This is a genomic window from Halomonas maura, from assembly GCF_030409305.1.
In the GTDB taxonomy this organism is placed as follows: Bacteria; Pseudomonadota; Gammaproteobacteria; order Pseudomonadales; family Halomonadaceae; genus Halomonas; species Halomonas maura.
The window spans coordinates 8,106-23,262 of record NZ_JAUFPQ010000017.1 but is presented as its reverse complement, the minus strand read 5'-3'; the positions used below and the strand labels follow the sequence as shown (position 1 = coordinate 23,262).

14 protein-coding genes are annotated in these 15,157 nt (G+C 68.9%); 3 read left to right on the top strand and 11 right to left on the bottom strand.

Translation table 11 applies throughout. From position 1 onward, the window contains the following. Positions 1-100: 100 nt before the first annotated feature. The gene (locus QWY76_RS10205) at positions 101-2,299 is read left to right on the top strand and encodes a dihydrolipoyl dehydrogenase family protein (RefSeq protein ID WP_290311078.1); all 2,199 of its coding nucleotides are present in this window, start codon (positions 101-103) and stop codon (positions 2,297-2,299) included. Then, on the top strand, positions 2,299-2,928 hold the full coding sequence (locus QWY76_RS10200) for a CDP-alcohol phosphatidyltransferase family protein (RefSeq protein ID WP_290311077.1): 630 nt from the start codon (positions 2,299-2,301) through the stop codon (positions 2,926-2,928). The genes QWY76_RS10205 and QWY76_RS10200 overlap by 1 nt, the downstream gene beginning before the upstream one ends. 114 nt (positions 2,929-3,042) lie before the next feature. Here QWY76_RS10200 and QWY76_RS10195 read toward each other — a convergent pair whose 3' ends face one another. Further along, positions 3,043-3,525 (bottom strand): FKBP-type peptidyl-prolyl cis-trans isomerase, encoded by a 483-nt coding sequence (locus QWY76_RS10195; RefSeq protein WP_290311076.1) that lies wholly within the window; start codon positions 3,523-3,525, stop codon positions 3,043-3,045. A gap of 209 nt (positions 3,526-3,734) precedes the next feature. Between QWY76_RS10195 and QWY76_RS10190 the strand changes: the two genes are divergently transcribed. Then, positions 3,735-4,016, top strand: a complete 282-nt coding sequence (locus QWY76_RS10190) for a hypothetical protein (RefSeq protein WP_290311075.1) — start codon at positions 3,735-3,737, stop codon at positions 4,014-4,016. A 127-nt stretch (positions 4,017-4,143) separates the two neighbouring features. On the opposite strand, the gene QWY76_RS10185 is transcribed toward QWY76_RS10190, so the two are convergent. The 10 genes from QWY76_RS10185 to QWY76_RS10140 all read right to left on the bottom strand — a co-directional run. Further along, on the bottom strand, positions 4,144-4,611 hold the full coding sequence (locus tag QWY76_RS10185; RefSeq protein WP_290311074.1) for an outer membrane lipoprotein: 468 nt from the start codon (positions 4,609-4,611) through the stop codon (positions 4,144-4,146). Positions 4,612-4,795: 184 nt separating this feature from the next. Continuing rightward, a complete protein-coding gene (locus QWY76_RS10180) occupies positions 4,796-6,394 on the bottom strand; it encodes an isocitrate lyase (RefSeq protein ID WP_290311073.1) in 1,599 nt (532 codons plus the stop codon). 383 nt (positions 6,395-6,777) lie between these two features. Further along, positions 6,778-7,209, bottom strand: a complete 432-nt coding sequence (locus QWY76_RS10175) for a GNAT family N-acetyltransferase (RefSeq protein ID WP_290311072.1) — start codon at positions 7,207-7,209, stop codon at positions 6,778-6,780. A 4-nt stretch (positions 7,210-7,213) separates the two neighbouring features. Further along, entirely contained in the window at positions 7,214-8,389 is a 1,176-nt protein-coding gene (locus QWY76_RS10170) for a ribosomal protein uL16 3-hydroxylase (RefSeq protein WP_290311071.1), read from the bottom strand. Positions 8,390-8,580: 191 nt separating this feature from the next. Beyond that, positions 8,581-9,960, bottom strand: a complete 1,380-nt coding sequence (purB, locus tag QWY76_RS10165; RefSeq protein ID WP_290311070.1) for an adenylosuccinate lyase — start codon at positions 9,958-9,960, stop codon at positions 8,581-8,583. Positions 9,961-9,996: 36 nt separating this feature from the next. Continuing rightward, on the bottom strand, positions 9,997-10,638 hold the full coding sequence (gene hflD, locus QWY76_RS10160; RefSeq protein WP_290311069.1) for a high frequency lysogenization protein HflD: 642 nt from the start codon (positions 10,636-10,638) through the stop codon (positions 9,997-9,999). Beyond that, positions 10,635-11,765 carry a tRNA 2-thiouridine(34) synthase MnmA gene (gene mnmA, locus QWY76_RS10155; protein WP_290311068.1) on the bottom strand — a complete coding sequence of 377 codons (1,131 nt, stop codon included), beginning with the start codon at positions 11,763-11,765 and terminating at the stop codon, positions 10,635-10,637. The genes hflD and mnmA overlap by 4 nt, the downstream gene beginning before the upstream one ends. Positions 11,766-11,949: 184 nt before the next feature. After that, positions 11,950-12,399 (bottom strand): NUDIX domain-containing protein, encoded by a 450-nt coding sequence (locus QWY76_RS10150; protein ID WP_290311067.1) that lies wholly within the window; start codon positions 12,397-12,399, stop codon positions 11,950-11,952. Then, positions 12,396-12,998: a pseudouridine synthase gene (locus QWY76_RS10145; RefSeq protein WP_290311066.1), complete on the bottom strand. Its 603-nt coding sequence runs from the start codon at positions 12,996-12,998 to the stop codon at positions 12,396-12,398. The genes QWY76_RS10150 and QWY76_RS10145 overlap by 4 nt, the downstream gene beginning before the upstream one ends. Positions 12,999-13,135: 137 nt before the next feature. Further along, positions 13,136-15,157, bottom strand: a 2,022-nt coding sequence (locus QWY76_RS10140) for an NADP-dependent isocitrate dehydrogenase (protein WP_290311064.1), incomplete at its 5' end; no start/stop codon positions are given.

The following is a 15,157-nucleotide window of genomic DNA, read 5'->3' as shown; positions in this document are numbered from 1 at the left end:
GGGTTCCGTACAAGCCTTGTTCAAACAAGGCTGTAAGGATGGCGACGTCGTCGCGACCCAGGGCGATGCCCCGATCCAGGATGCACAGGGAGTGACCGACGTGACCAAGCGACGCCTGATACTGCTCAGCCTCATCGCCCTCGCCTTCGTGGCGTTCTTCCTCAGCGGGGCCGACCAGCTGCTGACCCTGGACACCCTGAAGGCCGAGCAGGCCCGCTTCCAGGCCTGGCTGGCCGAGGACCCCGTCACGGTGGCCGGTGGCTTCTTCATCACCTACGTGGCGATGGCGGCCCTGTCGCTGCCCGGCGCGACCCTGCTGACCCTGCTGGGTGGTGCCCTGTTCGGCTTCGGCTGGGGGCTGCTGCTGATCTCCTTCGCCAGCAGCCTGGGCGCCACCCTGGCGGCGCTGATCGCCCGGACCCTGGCCCGGGAGCCCTTGGAGCGGCGCTTCGCCCCCCAGCTCGAGCGCATCAATGCCGGCATCCGCCGCGAGGGCGCCTTCTACCTCTTCACCCTGCGGCTGATTCCGCTGTTCCCGTTCTTCGTCATCAACCTGGTGATGGGTCTGACGCGCATGCGCCTGACCACCTTCTACTGGGTCAGCCAGCTGGGCATGCTGCCGGGCACGGCGGTCTACGTGAATGCCGGCCGTGAGCTGGGCCAACTGGAATCGCTGGCGGGCATCCTCTCGCCGGGGCTGATCGGTTCCTTCGTGCTGGTCGGGCTCTTCCCCTGGATCGCCCGGGGCCTGGTGGCCGTCGCCAAGCGTCGCCGGCTGGCGCGGCGTTTCGCCCGGCCGATCCGCTTCGACCACGATGTCGTGGTGATCGGCGGCGGCTCGGCGGGACTGGTGGCGAGCTATATCGCCGCCGCGGTCAAGGCGAAGGTGGCGCTGGTGGAGCGCGATCGCCTGGGCGGCGACTGCCTGAACACCGGCTGCGTGCCCTCCAAGGCGCTGATCCGCGCGGCCCGGGTCGCCGACGAGATCCGCGGGGCGCCACGCTACGGGATCCGGGCGGAGGCGCCGGTGGTCGATTTCCCGGCGGTGATGGCGCATGTCCATGCCGCCATCCGCGAGGTCGAGCCCCACGACAGCCGGGAGCGCTACGAGGGCCTGGGCGTGGAGGTCATCACGGGGGAGGCGCGCCTCGAGGATCCCTGGCGGATCCGCATTCGGGAGGGAGCCAGCGAGCGGGTGCTGTCCACCCGGCACGTGATCATCGCCAGCGGCGCCCGGCCGCGGGTCCCGCCCCTGCCGGGCCTGGAGGCGATCGAGGTGCTGACCTCCGACAACCTCTGGCGGCTCGAGGCCCTGCCCGGTCGGCTGCTGGTCCTCGGCGGCGGGCCGATCGGCTGCGAACTCGGCCAGAGCTTTGCGCGCCTGGGCAGCCGCGTCACCCTGGTGGAGATGGGCGACCAGCTGCTGCCCCGGGAGGACCGGGACGTGGCCGGCGAGGTGGAGGCCGGTCTGCACGAGACGGGCGTCGAGGTGCGTCTGGGCTGCCGGGCGGTGCGCGTGGTGGCCGGGACCGCGGGGCAGGGCCATGGGCTGGAGGTCGCCGGCGACGGGGTGGGGGAGGCCGGTTCGCTGACGCTGCCCTTCGACCGCCTGCTGGTGGCCGTGGGTCGCCAGGCCAATGTCGAGGGCCTGGGCCTGGAGGCGCTGGGGGTGGAGACGCGGCCCGACGGCACCCTGGCGGTGGACGGGACCCTGCAGTCGGTGCTGCCCAACGTCTGGGCCTGTGGCGACGTCACCGGTCCCTACCAGCTGACCCATGCCAGTGCCCACCAGGCCTGGCATGCCACGGTCAACGCCCTGTTCGGCGAACTCAAGCGCTTCCGGGTCAGCTACCGGGCCTTGCCGGCGGTGACCTTCACCGACCCGGAGGTCGCCCGGGTCGGTCTCAACGAGCGGGAGGCCCTGGCGCGCGGCATCGCCTGCGAGGTCACGCGCTACCCGCTGGCCGAGCTGGATCGCGCCATCGCCGACGGCCATCGCGAGGGCTACGTCAAGGTGCTGACGGTGCCGGGAAAGGACCGCCTCCTGGGGGCGACCCTGGTCGGCGAGGGGGCGGGGGAGATGCTGGCCGAGTTCACCCTGGCCATGACCCATGGCATCGGCCTCAACAAGCTGCTCGGCACCATCCATCCCTATCCGACCCGCTCCGAGGCGGTCAAGGCCACCGCCGGCGCCTGGAAGAATGCCCACAAGCCCGAGCGCCTGCTGGCGCTGCTGGCACGCTACTTCACCTGGCGTCGCGGCGAGCGTCAGCCGTCGAACCGGGAACGGGAGGTCTGATGTTCGATCGCTGGACCATGCCGCTGATCCAGCGCCCCCTGCTGCGTCTGGCCCGCTGGCTGGCCGTCGCCGGCGTGCGGCCCGACCAGGTCACCCTCCTGGCCTTCCTGGTCGGCATGCTGGCGTTGCCGCTGCTGGCCGGGGAGGCCTATGGCTGGGCCCTGGTGGCGGTGCTGGTCAATCGGCTCGGTGACGGCCTGGACGGGGCCCTGGCGCGGCTCACGCATCGCGCCAGCGACGCCGGGGGCTTCCTGGATATCGGCCTCGACTTCGTCTTCTACGCCGCGGTGGTGCTGGGCTTCGCCCTGGCCGACCCGGCCGCCAATGCCCTGGCCGCCGCAGTGCTGCTGTTCGCCTTCATCGGCACCGGCAGCTCCTTTCTGGCCTTCGCGATCATGGCCGCCCGGCACGGGCTGGACCGGCCGCGCTTCCCGCAGAAGGCCTTCTACTACCTGCATGGCCTCACCGAGGGCACCGAGACGGTGCTCGCCCTGGTGGCCTTCTGCCTGTGGCCGGGCCGCTTTCCCGTCCTGGCCCTGGGGTTCGCGGCGGCCTGCCTGGTCACCACCGCGATGCGCCTGTGGGGCGGCTACGCCACCCTCAAGGCGCTGCCGGGGAAGGCCGGCTGAACGGGACGCCTCCGGCGTCGGCCGGCCAGGCGCGGGATGCAAAAGGGGGCAGCCACTGGCTGCCCCCTCTGCGTGATCTGCGGCCGGACCGCCGCGATCTGCCGTGACCAGCGATCAGTGCTCGTGACCGCCCTCGCCATGGACGTGACCGTGCTCGATCTCTTCCTGGCTGGCCTCGCGAACCTCGGCGATCTCGACGTCGAAGTTCAGGATCTGGCCGGCCAGCGGATGGTTGCCGTCGACGGTGACGGTATCGCCCTCGACCTGGGTCACGGTGACCATCAGCGGGCCGCCCTGGGTCTGCGCCTGGAACTGCATGCCCGGTTCCACGTTCTCGACGCCCTGGAAGGCATCGCGCGGAACTTCCTGCACCAGCTGCGGCTGGACTTCACCGTAGCCTTCCTCCGGCGAGACCTTCGCCTGGAGCTTGTCGCCTGCCGCACGACCTTCCATTTCCTTCTCGAGACCCGGAATGATGTTGCCGGCGCCGTGGAGGTAGGTCAGCGGCTCGCGGCCTTCCGAGCTGTCCAGCACTTCACCTGCATCGTTGGTCAGGGTGTAGTGGAAGGCGACAACGGAATTCTGCGCAATCTGCATTGATGAACCTTTGGTGAGTGCATGTAAGAGCGCATGGTAACGTGGCATCCGGGGAGCTGTCAGGGGCGAGGGACAATTTTCAGGTTGAGAATGCGTATCCTGAGCGATATTCACTTCTCGCCGCGTGCTTGCGTGCCTCTGCCGGCAGGGATACCCTTTGCTGAATTCGCTTTTCCCACCTGCCATCGATGTCCCTGCTGGAGACCGCCATGACCGTGACCCTGATCTGGCTGATCGCCTTCGCCGTGATCCTCTTCCTGTGCCTGTCCCGCTGGGAGGCCTCCGTCAGCGCGCTGCTGAGCAAGCTGCTGCCCGCCGTGCTGCGCAGCGAGGATGACCGCTGGGTGTGGAGCCCGGCCATCGCCGTGCTGGGGGCCACCGCCATCGTGCGTCCGGTGGACCTGCTGCTGACCCTGATCCTCATCGGCCTGATCGGCTGGGTCCTCGTCAAGCTGGGCGGCTGGGCGATGAACAAGGTCGACCAGCACTGAGGCCGGCGCGCCCCGGCGGCCGGCGCCGCGGTGATCGTTCGACAATGACAAAGGCCCGCGGAGCGCTCCGCGGGCCTTTGTCGTCATGTCGCCCGGGCGGCGTGCCGCCCGGGCCGGCTCGGCAAGGTCAGTAGGGCACCACGCTCACGCTGGACCCGCTGCCGACCAGCCGCACCCGCTGGCCGACCTGGAAGGCCTGGTCGGCCTTCTGCACGATCACCACGCTCTGGCCGGTGTCCTGGCGGACCTCGATCTCCCAGGCGGGGATACGATTGGTGGATTCCTCGATCTTGCTGCCGGCCACGGCACCACCCAGCGCGCCCGCCACGGTGGCGAGCTGGCGCCCCGAGCCACCGCCGACCTGGTTGCCGAGCAGGCCGCCGATGACCGCGCCACCGCCGCCGCCGAGCAGGCCCCCGGCCCGGCTATCGGCCTGGATCTGCACCCGCCGCAGGGCGGTGATGGTGCCGAAGGTCACGCTCTGGGCGGCCTTGGCCTGGTTGCCGGTGTACACGTTGCCCGAATAGGGCGAGGTGTTGGCACAGCCGGCCAGGGTCAGGGTGCCCAGGATCAGGGCGGGAAGAAGACGTTTCATGCAGGACCTCCTTGGCGTCACGGGCGCGCCACCTCGGTGGGGCGCCATTCCGGTGGAGTCACGAGTCTAGCGAGGTGTGCGGGATTGGCCAACCGGTCGCCCTTGACCCATACGCGTCCCGTAACGAAGAAAGGGGAGGCCCGGCCTCCCCCAAGGGTTCCAGTCTTGTCGTCTTCGACGCCGATCAGCCGAACTGGTTCATGGTGTTGTCCTTGCCGCCGGCCTTGAGTGCCGCCTCGCCGTGGAAGAACTCCTTGTGGTCGTCACCGATGTTGGAGCCGGCCATGTCCTGGTGCTTGACGGTGGCGATGCCCTCGCGGATCTCCTTGCGCTGGACGCCCGCCACGTAGGCCAGCATGCCCTGGTCGCCGAAGTAGCCCTTGGCCAGGTTGTCGGTGGACAGCGCCGCGGTGTGGTAGGTCGGCAGGGTGATCAGGTGGTGGAAGATGCCGGCCTCTCGGGCGCCGTCGCGCTGGAAGTTGCGGGTCCACTCGTCGGCCAGCTGGCCCAGCTCGGTGTCGTCGTACCTGGCGTTCATCAGGTCGGCGCGCTCGTAGGCGCTGAGGTCGCGGCCTTCCTGCTCCCAGGCGTCGAAGACCTGCTGGCGGAAGTTCAGGGTCCAGTTGAAGGACGGCGAGTTGTTGTAGACCAGCTTGGCGTCCGGGCAGACCTCGCGGATGCGGTTGACCATGCCGGCGATCTGGCCGACGTGGGGTTTCTCGGTCTCGATCCACAGCAGGTCGGCGCCGTTCTGCAGGCTGGTGATGCAGTCCAGCACCACCCGGTCCTCGCCGGTGCCCGGCTTGAACTGGTAGAGCCCGGAGGCCAGGCGCTTGACCTTGACCAGCTTGCCGTTCTGCTTGATGACCACGTCGCCGTTGTCGATGTCCGAGGCCGAGGTGATCTCCTCGCCGTCCAGGTAGCTGTTGTACTGGTCGCCCAGGTCACCGGGTTCCTTGGTCACGGCGATCTTCTGGGTCAGGCCGGCGCCCAGCGAGTCGGTGCGGGCGACGATCACCCCGTCCTCCACGCCGAGCTCGAGGAAGGCATAGCGCACGGCGTTGATCTTGGCGATGAAGTCCTCGTGGGGCACGGTGACCTTGCCGTCCTGGTGGCCGCACTGCTTCTCGTCGGAGACCTGGTTCTCGAGCTGGATGCAGCAGGCCCCGGCCTCGATCATCTTCTTGGCCAGCAGGTAGGTGGCCTCCGCGTTGCCGAAGCCGGCGTCGATGTCGGCGATGATCGGCACCACATGGGTCTCGTGGTTGTCGATCCTGGCGATCAGCTCGTCGGCCCTGGCCTGGTCACCGGCGTTTCTGGCCGCTTCCAGGTCGCGGAACAGGTGGTTCAGCTCCCAGGTGTCGGCCTGGCGCAGGAAGGTGTAGAGCTCCTCGATCAGCGACGGCACGCTGGTCTTCTCGTGCATCGACTGGTCGGGCAGCGGGCCGAACTCGGAGCGCAGGGCGGCGACCATCCAGCCGGAGAGATAGAGGTAGCTGCGCTTGGTGGTGCCGAAATGCTTCTTGATGGAGATCAGCTTCTGCTGACCGATGAAGCCGTGCCAGCAGCCCAGCGACTGGGTGTACTGGGCGCTGTCGGCGTCGTAGGCGGCCATGTCCTCGCGCATGATCTGGGCGGTGTAGCGAGCGATATCCAGGCCGGTCTGGAAGCGGTTCTGCAGCCGCATGCGCGCCGCATGCTCGGGGTTGATGTTGTCCCACTTGCCGCGCTGGGCCTCGCGAAGCTGGGTCAGTGCCTGGAGTTCGTCTTTGAATGCTGCCATGGGGCCATCCTCTCGATCGCTGGGGTATCTCGTCTCGACGGCGTCACCGGGAGGCGGCGTCGTCACCGCTGGAATCGCCTGCTGCACCATCCGGCAAGGCCTTATGCTGCACCTGCGAAGTCCTGTCAGGTTCGTAGAGTTCTTTGGGCCTGTCTCTAGGGCCTTGGTCGAACCCGGGCGAGTGGGGGAGCGGGGGGCGCGACTACAAGCGAGTGGTCTGGTCCGGCGGCTCCCTCACCCGTCTTGGGAACCACTATGGCCCGGCATGGCGGGCGTCAACAATTGATCCTTGGGGGCAGGCAGCGTTGTAGCCCGACTACAGGAAGCCGCGAAAACGGGCCATTCTTGTAGTCGGGTTTCCCCGGACTGGGGTGGGGGAGGTCTCAGTCGCCCAGTCGACGGACCATATTGCGATGCGGAATGCCGGCGTCGAGAAAGACCTCGCCCTCGGCTCGAAAGCCCAGCCGCTCATAGAAGACGAGGGCGTGGGTCTGGGCGGCGAGCTCGACCGCGGTGAAGCCGCGCCGGCAGGCGGCCTCGACGGCCGCCTCCATCAGGGCCACGCCGATGCCCAGGCCGCGAGCCTCGGCCAGCACGGCGACGCGGCCGATATGGCCATCGGGCAGCAGTCGGGCGGTGCCCAGGGCGCGGCCATCGACCAGGGCGAGGAAGTGCACGCACCCGGGATCGCGGCCGTCCCACTCCTCGTCCCGCGGCACGGCCTGCTCCTCGATGAAGACGCGTCGGCGGATTTCGCCGGCCGCCTCGCCGAGGGCCTGCCAGTCGCCCTCGTGGATCACGACGCTGCCAGTCATGCGCTCATTCCTCCTCGTCCCAGGACCAGGCCAGGCTGCCGGCGTCGAGCAGCTGGGTCAGTACGGCCGGTGCCTCGGCGCAGGCCAGCAGCTCGGCGTCGACGGGCTCGCCGCCGGCCAGGGCGCGGGCCAGCTCGACCGAGCACTCGAGGCCGTCGCCGTCGACGAACAGCGTGGCGCGGTCGTCGTCGAGGGCACGCCAGGCGAAGCGCGAGCCGGGGCTGCGCTCCAGCGTCTCGCCGTCCTGTAGTGCGGCGACGAGGTCGTCGGGGGCGGTGGGCGTCTCGCTCGCCACCAGCTGGTCGACATACTTGGGCTGGGTCATCACTCGCCCGAACCACTGGGCCAGCTGGGCCGGGTCGTCCAGGGTCTCGAGGATCAGCGCGCGCATGCGCGCAAGCGCCGCGTCGTCGAGCTCGGCCGGGTCGGCGGGCGGCGCCATGCCGGCGTCGGCGTAGCGGCGCGAGGGCGGCAGCTGCTCGCCCATGTAGTCGGCGTAGGAGGTCACGGCCTCGTCGGCGGAGGGGGCGCGGAAGCCCACCGAGAAGGTCATGCAATCCGCGGACTGGCTGACACCGTGGTGGGCCCAGGCCGGGGGCAGGTAGAGCATGTCGCCGGGTTCCAGCACCCAGTCCTGGCCGGCCTCGACCTCGAAGCGCTCGAGGATGCGCAGGTCGATGCCGTGGAGGATCGGCGCGTCGTCGTCGACCTGGCCGCCGAGCTGCCAGCGGCGCTGGCCGCTGGCCTGGAGCAGGAAGACGTCGTACTGGTCGACGTGGGGGCCGACGCTGCCGCCGGGCGGCGCGTAGCTGACCATGATGTCGTCGAGCCGCCAGCTGGGCAGGAAGTCGAAGGGCTCGAGCAGTGCGGCGACCTCGGGGACGTAGTGGTCCACGGCTTGCACCAGCAGGGTCCAGTCGCGCTCCGGCAGGCGGGCGAAGGTGGCCTCGTCGAAGGGGCCGTGGCTGACCTGCCAGGGCCCCTCGGGGCCGCGCTCCTCGACCAGGCGGGCCTCGATGTTCTCCTCGCAGGCCAGGCCCGCCAGTTCGTCGGGCTCGAGCGGGCTCTCGAAGTCGGGGAAGGCGCCGCGGATCAGCAGCGGCTTGCGCTGCCAGTGGTCGCGCAGGAAGTCGGTGGCGGTGAGGCCGCCGAGCAGGGTGAGGGGTTCGTCTGGTGACATGGACTCGCGCTCGCGAAGGGGTGAAACGGCGACAGGCGCCGTCTGGCGCCTGTCGGGATACTAGCATGTCGCTGGCCGGGGCAGCGGGGGAGCGGCTGTTCCGGGGACAGGTCTGTGCGAGGGTGCTGTGAACCCCCCGGCGCCGCTCACCATCGCCGCCAGCTTCCGGTTTCCGGCTTCCGGCTTGCGGCTTACAGCCGGCGTGCCTGGGCCTCGGCGTTGCCGATGTAGTTGGCCGGGGTCAGCGCCTTGAGCTCGGCCTTGATCTCGGCGGGCAGCTCCAGGGTGTCGATGAAGGCGGCGAAGCCGGCCTGGTCGATGCGCTTGCCGCGGGTCAGCTCCTTGAGCTTCTCGTAGGGCTTCTCGATGCCGTAGCGGCGCATCACCGTCTGGATCGGCTCGGCCAGCACCTCCCAGCTGTTGTCGAGGTCCTCGGCCAGGCGCGCCGGGTTGGCCTCGAGCTTGCCGATGCCCTTGAGCGAGGCCTGGTAGGCGATCATGCCGTAGGCCAGGCCGACGCCGAGGTTGCGCAGCACCGTGGAGTCGGTCAGGTCGCGCTGCCAGCGGGAGATCGGCAGCTTCTCGGCCAGGTGGCCTAGCACGGCGTTGGCGAGCCCCAGGTTGCCCTCGGAGTTCTCGAAGTCGATCGGGTTGACCTTGTGGGGCATGGTGGAGGAGCCGATCTCGCCGGCCACGGTGCGCTGCTTGAAGTAGCCCAGCGAGATGTAGCCCCAGACATCGCGGTCGAAGTCGATCAGCACGGTGTTGAAGCGGCAGATGGCGTCGAACAGCTCGGCGATGTAGTCGTGGGGCTCGATCTGGGTGGTGTAGGGATTGAAGGTCAGCCCCAGCTCCTCGACGAAGGTGCGGGCGTTGGCCTCCCAGTCGACCTCCGGGTAGGTCGCCAGGTGGGCGTTGTAGTTGCCCACGGCGCCGTTGATCTTGCCGAGGATCTCCACGCTCTCGATCTGGCTGAGCTGGCGGCGCAGGCGGTAGGCGACGTTGGCCATCTCCTTGCCCAGGGTGGTGGGGCTCGCCGTCTGGCCATGGGTGCGCGAGAGCATCGGCTGGGCGGCCTGTTCCTCGGCCAGGCGGGCCACCTCGTCGGCCACCCGGTGCATCATCGGCAGCAGCGCGTCCAGGCCCTCGCGCAGCATCAGGCCGTGGGACAGGTTGTTGATGTCCTCGCTGGTGCAGGCGAAGTGCACGAATTCGGTGATGGCATGCAGTTCCGGCTGGTCGGCGATGCGTTCCTTGATGAAGTATTCCACCGCCTTGACGTCATGGTTGGTGGTGCGCTCGATCTCCTTGATGCGCTCGGCATCGGCCACCGAGAAGTCACGCACCAGGGCGTCCAGGGCCGCGCTGGCCTCGGCGGAGAGCGGCGGCACCTCGGTGATCCGGGGGTGGTCGGCGAGGCGCTGCAGCCAGCGGGCCTCGACGGTGACCCGGGCACGGATCAGCCCGAACTCGCTGAAGTGCTCGCGCAGGGCCTCGGCCTTGCTGCCGTAGCGGCCGTCGACGGGGGAAAGGGCGGTGAGGGCGGTCAAGGGGAGAGACGTGGGCTGCATGGGCTCGTGTTCCGGGTGGGCGTGAAGGGAAAGGGTTCAGTTCAGGGTGTCGAGGGTCTTCTTGAGGGTGCCGCGCTGGAAGACCAGCTTCCAGCGGCGCCCCCCCTGCTGGTGCCAGAGCAGGGCGAAGCGGATGCCGGCGAGCAGGCAGGCGCGCACGCGCTCGGGCATCATGCGACTCTGCAGCAGCGAGGGGTCGCCCTGGACGACGATGCGCGTCTTGAAGGTCGAGAGCGTCTCCTGGTAGGCCTCGCCGAGGCTGGCGATGACGTTCTCGTGGGTCTCGCCGAAGTGCTCGGCCTGGCCCTGGATGCGCGTCAGGCGTCGGCCCAGCTCGTCCATCATGTCGTCGCTGCCGCGCAGCTTGCTCATCAGCATCAGCAGCGAGAAGCCATAGCGCATCACCACCGGGTTCGCCTGGCGGCGGCCGAGCACGCTCTCGAGGATCTCGAGACCGCGGCGCAGGTTGTTGGGATGGCCGCCGTAGATGGCCTCGAAGCTGGATGGGTTGGTATCCAGGGTGGCGTGGATCAGGGTGTCCCAGGCGCGCTGGTCGACCTGGCCGGTGCGGGCCAGGTCGTCGACCAGGCCGGCGGCCTGGAAGACCCCGGCCAGCGCCAGGGTCTGGCGGGCCGCCGGGGTCTCCGGGGCGCGGTGGATCGGCGTGGTGCCGTTCATCGGCTGGCCTCCGGGGCGTTCCAGGTGTCACGGATCACGCCGCCGCCCAGGCAGACGTCGCCGTCGTAGAGCACCAGCGACTGGCCCGGGGTCACCGCCCGCTGGGGGGCGTCGAAGCGGACCTCGACGCCGCCATCCTCGGCCACCGTGAAGCGGCAGGGCACATCGGTCTGGCGGTAGCGAGTCTTGGCGGTGAGGCGTCCCTCCCGCGCCGGTGGCTCGCCGGCCACCCAGTCCATGGCCTCGGTGGCCAGGCTGTCGGTGTAGAGCAGCGGGTGATGCTTGCCCTGGACGGCGACCAGCACGTTGCGCGCGAGGTCCTTGCCGGCCACGTACCAGGGGTCCTCCGGGTAGTCGGCCAGGCCGCCGATGCCGAGCCCCTGGCGCTGGCCCAGGGTGTAGTACATCAGCCCCAGGTGCTCGCCGATCACGTCGCCGTCCGGGGTCTCGATGGTGCCGGGCTGGGCCGGCAGGTACTGCTTCAGGAAGTCGCGGAAGCGGCGCTCGCCGATGAAGCAGATGCCGGTCGAGTCCTTCTTGCGCGCGGTGGCCAGGCCGTGGCGGTCGGCCAGCGCGCGGACCTCGGGCTTGTCTAGTTCGCCCACCGGGAACAGGGTGCGGGCGATGGCGGCCTCAGGGACGGCGTGCAGGAAGTAGCTCTGGTCCTTGTTGGCGTCGAGCCCCCTGAGCAGCCGCGGACGATCGTCGCCAACGAGACGGCCGCGCGCCTGCCCTTGACGAACATAGTGGCCGGTGGCGATCCGCTCGGCGCCGAGCATCTCGGCATACTCGAGGAACACCTTGAACTTGATCTCGCGGTTGCAGAGGATGTCCGGGTTCGGGGTGCGACCGGCCTGGTACTCGGCGAGGAAGTGCTCGAAGACGTTGTCCCAGTACTCGGCGGCGAAGTTTGCGGTGTGCAGGGGGATGCCGAGCCTGGCGCAGACGGCCTCGGCGTCCGCCAGGTCCTCCTTGGCGGTGCAGTACTCGGTGCCGTCGTCCTCGTCCCAGTTCTTCATGAACAGGCCTTCGACCTCGTAGCCCTGCTCGAGCAGCAGCAGGGCGGATACGGAGGAGTCGACACCGCCGGACATGCCGACGATGACCTTGCCTTGGGTGGCTGTCATGGCGCTCTCGGATTGGATGGGTCGCTAAATGGGGCGAGATTATACCTGACTGGAGCTTGAAGCTCGAAGCCTGAAGCGGGAAGAAGGCTTTTGATCCGATCTTTGGAGGCAACCTGCTGTTTTAGCTTCCAGCTTCCAGCTTCCAGCTCCCAGCTCCCAGCTCCCAGCTTCGCGCGAAGCGCGGCTAGCGCTCGTGCAGCACGTCCATGGGGAAGAAGCGGCCGGCCAGGGCGTCGCGGAGGCGGCGCATGACCAGCGGGCTGCGCAGTCGGCCCTCGCGCTCCAGCGCCTCCAGCTCCTCGAGGGTCAGCCAGTGCACGGCGTGGATGGCCGGGTCAAGATCATTGCCCAGGTGGGCCAGGGCCATGCCGAAGAAGGCGTGACTGTGGAAGGTCTGGCCGTCCGGGGCCTGGAAGACGTAGAGGCCCAGGTAGTCGGTGATGCCGACCTGCCAGGCGGTCTCCTCGCGCAGCTCGCGCAGGGCGGCGTCGCGAATGCGCTCGCCGGGTTCCAGGTGGCCGGCGGGCTGGTTGAACAGGGTGTGGGAGCCGCCGCGGTGCTCCTCCACCATCAGGTAGCGCCCGGCGCGCTCCACCACGGTGGCGACGGTGACGAAGGGGTGCCAGCGGCTCATGGGCGTTTCCTCGGCGGGCGGCGGCGCTGGGCCGGCGGCTTGGGGGCGTGCAGGGTCTCGCGGCGCCACTCGCCGGGGGCCAGCCCATCGAGGCGCCAGGGGCCGATGGCCACGCGCACCAGGCGCAGGGTGGGGTGGCCGACATGGGCGGTCATGCGCCGCACCTGGCGGTTGCGCCCCTCCTCGATGGTCAGCTCCAGCCAGCTGGTGAGCGGATGGCGCCTCGGGTCCAGCGGCGGGTCCCTCTCCGGCAGGCCGCTCGCGTCGAGGCGGCGTACCCTGGCCGGCCGGGTGAGGCCGTCCTTCAACTCGACGCCCTCGCGCAGCGCCCGCAGGGCCGCCTCGTCGGGTGTGCCTTCCACCTGGACCCGATAGGTCTTGGGCTGCTTGTGGCGCGGGTGGGCGATGCGATGGATCAGCTCGCCATCGTCGCTGAGCAGCAGCAGGCCCTCCGAGTCGTAGTCCAGCCGTCCGGCGGCGTAGATGTCCGGTACCGAGATGACGTCGGCCAGGGTGGCGCGGCGCTCCGTCTCATCGACACCGCGGTCGGTGAACTGGGAGAGCATGCGGTAGGGCTTGTGCAACAGGTAAAGGTTCATCGTCTTCCCACTATACTGCGCGCCTGACGCCGAGCAATGCCCGATGCTACAACGCAACGGCTCCCCTCCGCCAAGGGGCGGACGGGAGCCGGAGGGGCCGCCCGTGAAGGGCGGCGGGTCGCCTCGGGGGGCTGCCTTCAGCCCTGGGCGACCAGCGCCAGGGCGTCGTTCAGGGTCTTGCTCGGACGCATGACGTCACGCGCCAGTTCGGCGTCGGCATGGTAGTAGCCCTTGATGTCCACGGGCTGTCCCTGCACGCCGTTGAGTTCCTCGAGGATGGTCGCCTCGTTGGCCGTCAGGGTCTCGGCCAGGCGGGCGAAGAGTGCCTTGAGGTCCGCGTCCTCGTCCTGGGCCGCCAGGGCCTGGGCCCAGTAGAGGGCCAGATAGAAGTGGCTACCGCGGTTGTCCAGCTCGCCCGCCTTGCGCGACGGCGACTTGTTGTGCTCGAGGAACTCGCCGGTGGCCTTGTCCAGCGCCTCGGCCATCAGGGCGGCCCGCGCGTTGTCGAAGGTCTTGGCGAGATGCTCCAGGGAGGCCCCCATGGCGAGGAACTCGCCGAGGCTGTCCCAGCGCAGGTGGTTCTCCTCGAGCAGCTGCTGGACGTGCTTGGGCGCCGAGCCGCCGGCGCCGGTCTCGAACATGCCGCCACCGGCCATCAGCGGCACGATGGAGAGCATCTTGGCGCTGGTGCCCAGCTCCAGGATCGGGAACAGGTCGGTGAGGTAGTCGCGCAGGATGTTGCCGGTCACCGAGATGGTGTCGAGGCCGCGGACGACGCGCTCCAGGGTGTAGCGCATGGCCCGGACCTGGGACATGATCTGGATGTCGAGCCCCTCGGTGTCGTGCTCGGCGAGGTAGGCCCGGACCTTCTTGATCAGCTCATTCTCGTGCGGGCGGTAGGGGTCGAGCCAGAACACGGCCGGCATGCCGGAATCGCGGCAACGCTCCACCGCAAGCTTCACCCAGTCGCGGATCGGCGCATCCTTGACCTGGCACATCCGCCAGATATCGCCCGCTTCGACGTTCTGGGAGAGCAGCACCTCGCCGGTCTCCAGATCGGTGATGTTGGCGACACCGTCCTCCGGGACCTCGAAGGTCTTGTCGTGTGAGCCATACTCCTCTGCCTTCTGCGCCATCAGGCCAACGTTGGGCACGGTGCCCATGGTGGCCGGGTCGAAGGCGCCATTCCACTTACAGAAGTTGATCATCTCCTGGTAGATGCGCGCGAAGGTCGACTCCGGCATCACCGCCTTGACGTCCTTGAGGCGACCGTCGGCGCCGTACATCTTGCCGCCGGCACGAATCATGGCGGGCATCGAGGCATCCACGATCACATCGCTGGGCGAGTGGAAGTTGGTGATGCCGCGCGCCGAGTCCACCATCGCCAGTTCCGGCCGCTGGTCGTGACAGGCGTGCAGGTCGCGGATGATCTCATCGCGCTGGGTCTCGGGCAGGGTGTCGATCTTCTCGTACAGGTTCGCCATGCCGTTGTTGACGTCGACGCCCAGCTCATCGAACAGCGCACCGTGCTTCTCGAAGGCGTCCTTGTAGAAGATCTTCACGCAGTGGCCGAACACGATGGGGTGCGAGACCTTCATCATCGTCGCCTTGACGTGCAGGGAGAACATCACGCCGGTCTGGCGCGCATCCTCGATCTCTCGCTCGTAGAACTCGAGCAGCGCCTTCTTGCTCATGAACATGCTGTCGATGACCTCGCCCTCCTGCAGCGAGACCTCGGGCTTGAGCACGTGGGCCTGGCCGCTCTTGGAGATCAGCTCCATCTTGACCTTGCGGGGGCGGTCCAGGGTCATCGACTTCTCGCCGTGGTAGAAGTCGCCGCCGTGCATGTGGGAGACGTGGCTGCGCGAGGCCTGGCTCCACTCCCCCATGTGGTGCGGGTACTTGCGGGCATAGGCCTTGACGGCCTTCGGCGCACGGCGGTCGGAGTTGCCTTCGCGCAGCACCGGGTTGACGGCGCTCCCCTTGACCTTGTCGTAGCGCGCCTGGATGTCTCGCTCTTCGTCGCTCTTCGGCTCGTAGGGGTAGTCCGGCAGGGGGTGGCCCTGTCCCTGCAGCTCCTTGATGGCCTCATGAAGCTGCGGCATGGACGCGCTGATGTTGGGCAGCTTGATGATGTTGGCTTCCGGCGTCTTGGCCAA